Source organism: Bradyrhizobium sp. UFLA05-153, from assembly GCF_054185185.1.
Genome location: NZ_JBBIAM010000244.1, coordinates 1 through 5,296, shown reverse-complemented (window position 1 = coordinate 5,296; position 5,296 = coordinate 1). Strand labels below are relative to the sequence as shown.

Below are 5,296 nucleotides of genomic sequence, written 5' to 3'. Positions count from 1 at the left end.
ATCAGCCCCGGCACCCCGGACGCCCACCAGATCGAGTCCTACAAGGTGCTATCCGGCACAAACCCGACCGGCACCGCGGTGTGGTGGTACAGCGAGGGACAAGCCGGCACAAAGACCACATACTGCTTCGCGCCAGGATCGCTGACCTGACCCTTGGGGGCGGGGCTCCTTAGCGCAGCCGGGAGATCATCGAGACGTCGACGGCATATGACTTGGCGATCCCGGCCAGTGTCTCGCCGGCCGCACGGCGCTTGAGCGCTGCGCGAGCAGCGGCATCAGTTCGCGGGCCTCGACCTCGGCAATCGCCGCGAAATCGCGGCCGGTCTCCGCGATGCGGCCCATGCGATTGAGTTTCAGCTGCACATTCTCGATCTGATCCTCGAGCGAGGTCAGTGGCGCGTCCATGAAGGGGTTCGGAAGGGTAGCAGCGGTCATGGATCGGCCTTCGTTTCAAGTGCGGACCATTCCGCCGACGCTCGGAATTTCGCCCGATGCTCGCGCAGGCGCCGTGACGAGCATCACGGAGAGGGGGGCCGAGCCGCTGGCGCGTGACCGCGCTGCCGACCAACCGTTACCTACCCGCGCCGGCTGGACCGAGCGCCCCTTGAGTCGACAGCCGGGGTCGCAGCGTAGCGATGCGCGCGTTGCGCTGTTAATGATCTGTAGACTTTCGGCTCAGCCGCGAAATCATCGATACGTCGACCGCGTAGGACTTGGCGAGCCGCATGCGTAGGTCGACCACCTCTTTCGCGCGCTCGTCAGCGACCTGCATAGCGCGGCGCTTGGCATCGCGCAGACGAATGATCTCGGCCTTTGCCTCGCGCAGCATCGCGGCCGTGCGCTCGATCTCGCGTGCTGCCTCGAGGCAGAGCGGGGATCGCTCGGATTGCAATCGTTGCACCAAATTGGTCATGGGTCGGCCCACCCTCATTCGGCCAGGCGCGAGATCATGCTGATGTCGACCGCGTAGGACTTGGCGATGGACGCCAATGTCTCGCCCGCGGCGCGCCGTTTGATCGCTTCCTGCCGCTGGTAGTCGGACAGCTTGGGCTTACGGCCAAACTTGACGCCCTTGGCCCGGGCGCGTTTCCGGCCGTCGCCGGTACGCTCGCGGATCAGGTCGCGCTCAAACTCGGCAATGGCGGCCAATAGCGTCGAGAGCAGGCGGCCTTGCGAGCTGGACGTATCCCAAAGCGGGTCACCGAGCGACCTAAAGGCGGCGCCGGCCTTGCCGATGCGTTCGATCAGATCGAGGAGCTCGCGGGTCGAGCGACCGAGGCGATCAAGCTTACTAACCAGGACGACGTCACCGGCCTTCAGCGACGCCATCAGCTTGGCCAGTTGCGGCCGATCGGACCGGGCTCCACTGACTTTCTCGCGGTAGATCGTCTCGGCGCCGGCGGCTTTCAGGGCCTCGAGCTGGCCGGCGAGGTGCTGATCCTGGGTGCTGACGCGAGCATATCCGAGAATGGCCATCTGCGCGCTCCATTTCGCAAGTAAGTTTCGCAAAGTGTAACACGCTGATTTTCCACGTCCAACTCTTTCTTGCAAAACTTACAAGTTTCACAAATTACAGGCCGCGCACCGCGCCCAGGCCGACGCGCTGGAGATCGAGGCTTGTAATGAGAAGCTTCTAGGCGGGAAAATCTGCCCGATGGATGAACCAGGCAGCCACCAGTAACGTTGTAGCAGAAGGCGGGGGTAGCACCCCGCGACGCGATCGCCGGGTGAGAAGATCCGAGCAAATCGCAAGCCCCCCGGTGGTCGCGCTCCGACGTTATTGGCTGGTGAGCACTCGCCGCCACTTCTGGCCCCCTAGAAGTGACGGCTGGATGGCCGGCCGCCCGTCCCCCGGTGCATTCGCTGGGCGGTCGGCCGTCGTGCGGCCCGGCGCAAATCTACGGTACGTGCAGAAACATGCGAGATGTGTTTGTCGTGAGGAAGGTCGACCACGCTAAGCCCGATACGCCCGAGGTGTGGGTGTATGAGACCAGAGCGGACGCAGAGGCCAAGCTTGAAGCCCTCACACTCGACGAGTTGTTTGGTGAGGGCGTAATCGAACTCTACCGCCTCGAGACCAAGGAACGGACCGTACACTGACGGCCAAACGGGTGTCGGGCTCTGGGCCGCCATCTCGGCCGGCGGGGTCGGGCCCGCGTCGACCGGATCGGCGGAGGGGTGCGGATTTTTATTCTCGCGGGCCGTCTGCGCGTTACGCGGCACCCCCCCTTCGATCTCAATCAAGATCGTAGAAGGCGCTCAGAGCGCGCGGCCACCGTATCCTTAGTGCTGCTTAGTACGGATAGTAGCGCCGGTAGGGATAAGGGTTGCCGTAGTATCCGGCTCCCGGCCCGTAGCCCGAGTAGCCGTAACCCGGTCCGTAGTATCCGTATCCCGGCCCGTAATAGCCCGACCCAACGGCGGCGGCCGCAGCCGCAGCACCCACGACGCCAAGGCCAATCGCAGCCCCCGGGTAGAAACGACGACCGTAATAGCGACGATAGTAGACATCAGTCACATCAGAGAGAGTTGCTTGCTTGAAGGCCGTCACGGGTGACGATACCGGCGCGGCCGATGTGGCGGGAACCCAGCCGACCACAGCCACACCGATAATAGCTCCAGCGATTGTCAGGGAGGTGGCTTGCTTGTTCATGACGATTGTCCTTTTGCTGACTATCAGCAGCAGTTCATAGTCAATCCCGGCTGTTCCCACCCATTGACCTACATCAATCCAATGAGCTGCCAGGGCCTGCAGGGACACCCGTCGGGCGGGGCGGCGGAGGGGTGCAGGAAATTTCCCACAACCGCATGTGCGTTGGGGGCCCAACGAGCCGGCTTTTATCCGGGGCTCAGATCAGACCAAAGACGATGCAAATGCCGATCTCGATCAGGAGGGCCAGGCCCGTGATCGCGGTCACAAGAAACACATCGCCCAACGTTGGAACGTGCATGGCTCGCCTCATCACTCTGCGAGAGGCGTTAGAGATTGCGAGGATGAGCGAGAGTTCTGACTCAATCAATTACAAGGGCGGATTGCCCCCTTCGAATGCCCGCTGCAGCACCAACCAGGGACCGGCTCAGCGGGGGCAGGGATCTCAGGTACGAAACCACCGACCTCCACGGCCCTCGGCATCCTTTGAGAGCTTGAGCCACTCGGCGGCCAACCGCAGCCAAGTTTCTTTGTCCAGCGGGCTGAGAGCCTTCTCCGCGTGTTGGCGGCATTCCTCTGCTTCCTTGCGGAATCGTTCTGCGTCCGTCTCGGCCATTAGGAATACCGGGGGTGAGAGGAAGCGAGGCCCGGCAATGGAGGCCAACCCAACCGGGCGTCGCAGCGCCAATCCCGCTGGGGTATCGACGAAAGCGAAGGATCGCATGGCGGGCTGACAACAGCCTTACGCGATCCCAAACTGAAACTACGACCGTCACTCCGACCAAGTTCCGTCAGCGGATTGTTCAACACGCAAAGTCACAGCGTTATTCACCCGACCCACTCCACAACATCGTAACGAGCCTCAGAGAGGACGGACGACCACCACCCACCACACCCACCAGGAGGACCGAAGGACACGGAAGAAGAGGACGCGCAGTCATATTGTGGGACTTTTGGGCGTTTTTTCTCTATAGAACAATGGCTTGGCTGCGGATTTTGGGTGCACCAGCCGAAGTTGAGTGCTTCTCGCGCCGCTCCCTCATATTGAGCCAGGACCAGGATACTGTCGTGGATCGGGATGGACGGGATTCCTTGCGCGATGAGGCGATCGACGGCGGCCAGCATGATCTGACTGTCGAGGTACATCAGCCGCATTCCCGCGTCGCTGCACAGCATGGACGCGATCGGGGCGTGGCGGGCTTTCAGGGCCTCCAGGAGGCGCGCGGCATCGTTGCGACTGGTAAACACCACTCTGCCACTGCGAGCGTCTGTGAGGGACGCTATCGCCGCCTGTAGGATTGTGGCGTTGAAGGCGGTCAACAGGCCCAGCTTGCCCTGCTTGCGGGTGAAGCCGGGGATCTCATATGGGTCGCCGTCCATCTTGGCGCCGCAGACGCTGTAGGCCAGCGCAACATGCATGCTGACGAAATCGAGCTCGACAACCTGCTCGCCGTTTAAGGTCGACAGCAGGCGCGCGGATCCCGGAATGTTTTGGGCTGGGCAGTAAAAGCGACCATGGTGCTTGTCATCAGAGGTGAAGACGCGGCGCCCTCCCATCCGGTCCAGCCGGAGTTTCTGTTGCACCAGGTGCGGACCTTCGAACTCGTTGTACTCGAGGCGCTCGAAGATCAGCAGTCCATTGCTCAGCACCAGCGCACCAGTTTGCTCAAGCCCAATGGAGATGCTCTCGAGCATCTCGTTGACACGTTCAATCTGTCGTGTCCGGCCTTTCATCGTCCGCCGCAAAGGCATGAGCGATCCATCTTTGCGTGAGCGAAGGATGATCGGATCGGACGGCTCGTAGGTCGGGCGTTTTCCGTGCTTGTTGAAGATCTCGGTCAGGGCCGGCGTTGCGTTCAAGATCGATTGCCGGCCGCGGTGGCCGGGTTTGGTGCGGTTCTCAAGGGCCAGTCCAGCGCTCTCGATTGCTGCGACGCCGGACAGCACGCGCCCAAGTGTGGTGCCGCGGTATTTATGCTGTCGGTGCCGCGAGTAGCTGAGCGGTCGACATTCCTGGTCCGCAAGCGCGATGTTCGCGAGCAGCATGTCGAGATCCCGCTCTTTCGTCGCGGAGAAGTGACGCAGGCCACACGCGCGGGCCAGCCCGGGGACATAGCAATTTGTGATTAGCGGGCGGTCATGCTTGACTTGGTTGTCCCAATAGTAACCGGCCATGATCGGCCCTCGTTCTTTGAGGGCACCGATCAGCGCGCTTGCCTTTCAGGCGAGTTGCGTGCATATTTCGATCACTGCTTAAGTGTCGATGCCCAAGTAATCCAACGCCTTCGGTTGTGGTGGCCGGGGGCGTTGCTCGTTTCACTGTGCGGCCCGGTTCGCGTTTGTGGGGTGGTGCTGTAATCACTGCTCAAGCCACATGTCTTGATGCCGGGTCTGCCGGAGCAAAACGGACTGAGCGAAACTGCGGGTGGGGAAGGGACCGGGCGCGGCCTCGCCGAGGCCGATCTGGAATAGGCCGTCGTCGCGCTGGACGATCGCGTCATGTGACATCACCATTGATGCAGTCGACTCGGCGACGAATGCGCGGGCGACGAGGGATTCTGATCGTGCTGCTAGTCACGTGAATCTAAAGTTCGCCACATAAAGTCTGCTGAGCTTTGTGACAGAAGCGTTTAACAGAAGCCAAGA

The 5,296-nt window shown here is 61.8% G+C and carries 6 protein-coding genes; 1 reads left to right on the top strand and 5 read right to left on the bottom strand.

Going from position 1 to position 5,296, the window contains the following annotated elements; genetic code table 11:
- Positions 1 to 186 precede the first annotated feature (186 nt).
- From Q2941_RS50585 to Q2941_RS50575, 3 genes are all read right to left on the bottom strand, one after another.
- Complete coding sequence (locus Q2941_RS50585) at positions 187 to 435, bottom strand: hypothetical protein (RefSeq protein WP_458197389.1); 249 nt, start codon at positions 433 to 435, stop codon at positions 187 to 189.
- 217 nt (positions 436 to 652) lie between these two features.
- A complete protein-coding gene (locus tag Q2941_RS50580) occupies positions 653 to 913 on the bottom strand; it encodes a DUF1811 family protein (protein WP_027528070.1) in 261 nt (86 codons plus the stop codon).
- Between the two features lie 14 nt (positions 914 to 927).
- Positions 928 to 1,476 carry a recombinase family protein gene (locus Q2941_RS50575; protein ID WP_458197388.1) on the bottom strand — a complete coding sequence of 183 codons (549 nt, stop codon included), beginning with the start codon at positions 1,474 to 1,476 and terminating at the stop codon, positions 928 to 930.
- A gap of 459 nt (positions 1,477 to 1,935) precedes the next feature.
- Here Q2941_RS50575 and Q2941_RS50570 point away from each other — a divergent pair, with 459 nt between their 5' ends.
- Positions 1,936 to 2,100 carry a hypothetical protein gene (locus Q2941_RS50570; RefSeq protein WP_458197387.1) on the top strand — a complete coding sequence of 55 codons (165 nt, stop codon included), beginning with the start codon at positions 1,936 to 1,938 and terminating at the stop codon, positions 2,098 to 2,100.
- Positions 2,101 to 2,293: 193 nt separating this feature from the next.
- On the opposite strand, the gene Q2941_RS50565 is transcribed toward Q2941_RS50570, so the two are convergent.
- Positions 2,294 to 2,653 (bottom strand): hypothetical protein, encoded by a 360-nt coding sequence (locus Q2941_RS50565; RefSeq protein WP_458197386.1) that lies wholly within the window; start codon positions 2,651 to 2,653, stop codon positions 2,294 to 2,296.
- Between the two features lie 825 nt (positions 2,654 to 3,478).
- On the bottom strand, positions 3,479 to 4,825 hold the full coding sequence (locus Q2941_RS50560; RefSeq protein WP_458197385.1) for a hypothetical protein: 1,347 nt from the start codon (positions 4,823 to 4,825) through the stop codon (positions 3,479 to 3,481).
- Positions 4,826 to 5,296: the final 471 nt, after the last annotated feature.

What these genes read in the sequence shown, in the direction of transcription:
- Q2941_RS50585 (WP_458197389.1), bottom strand. Translation starts at nt 435, where the DNA reads ATGACCGCTGCTACCCTTCCGAACCCCTTCATGGACGCGCCACTGACC.
- Q2941_RS50580 (WP_027528070.1), bottom strand. Translation starts at nt 913, where the DNA reads ATGACCAATTTGGTGCAACGATTGCAATCCGAGCGATCCCCGCTCTGC.
- Q2941_RS50575 (WP_458197388.1), bottom strand. Translation starts at nt 1,476, where the DNA reads ATGGCCATTCTCGGATATGCTCGCGTCAGCACCCAGGATCAGCACCTC.
- Q2941_RS50565 (WP_458197386.1), bottom strand. Translation starts at nt 2,653, where the DNA reads ATGAACAAGCAAGCCACCTCCCTGACAATCGCTGGAGCTATTATCGGT.
- Q2941_RS50560 (WP_458197385.1), bottom strand. Translation starts at nt 4,825, where the DNA reads ATGGCCGGTTACTATTGGGACAACCAAGTCAAGCATGACCGCCCGCTA.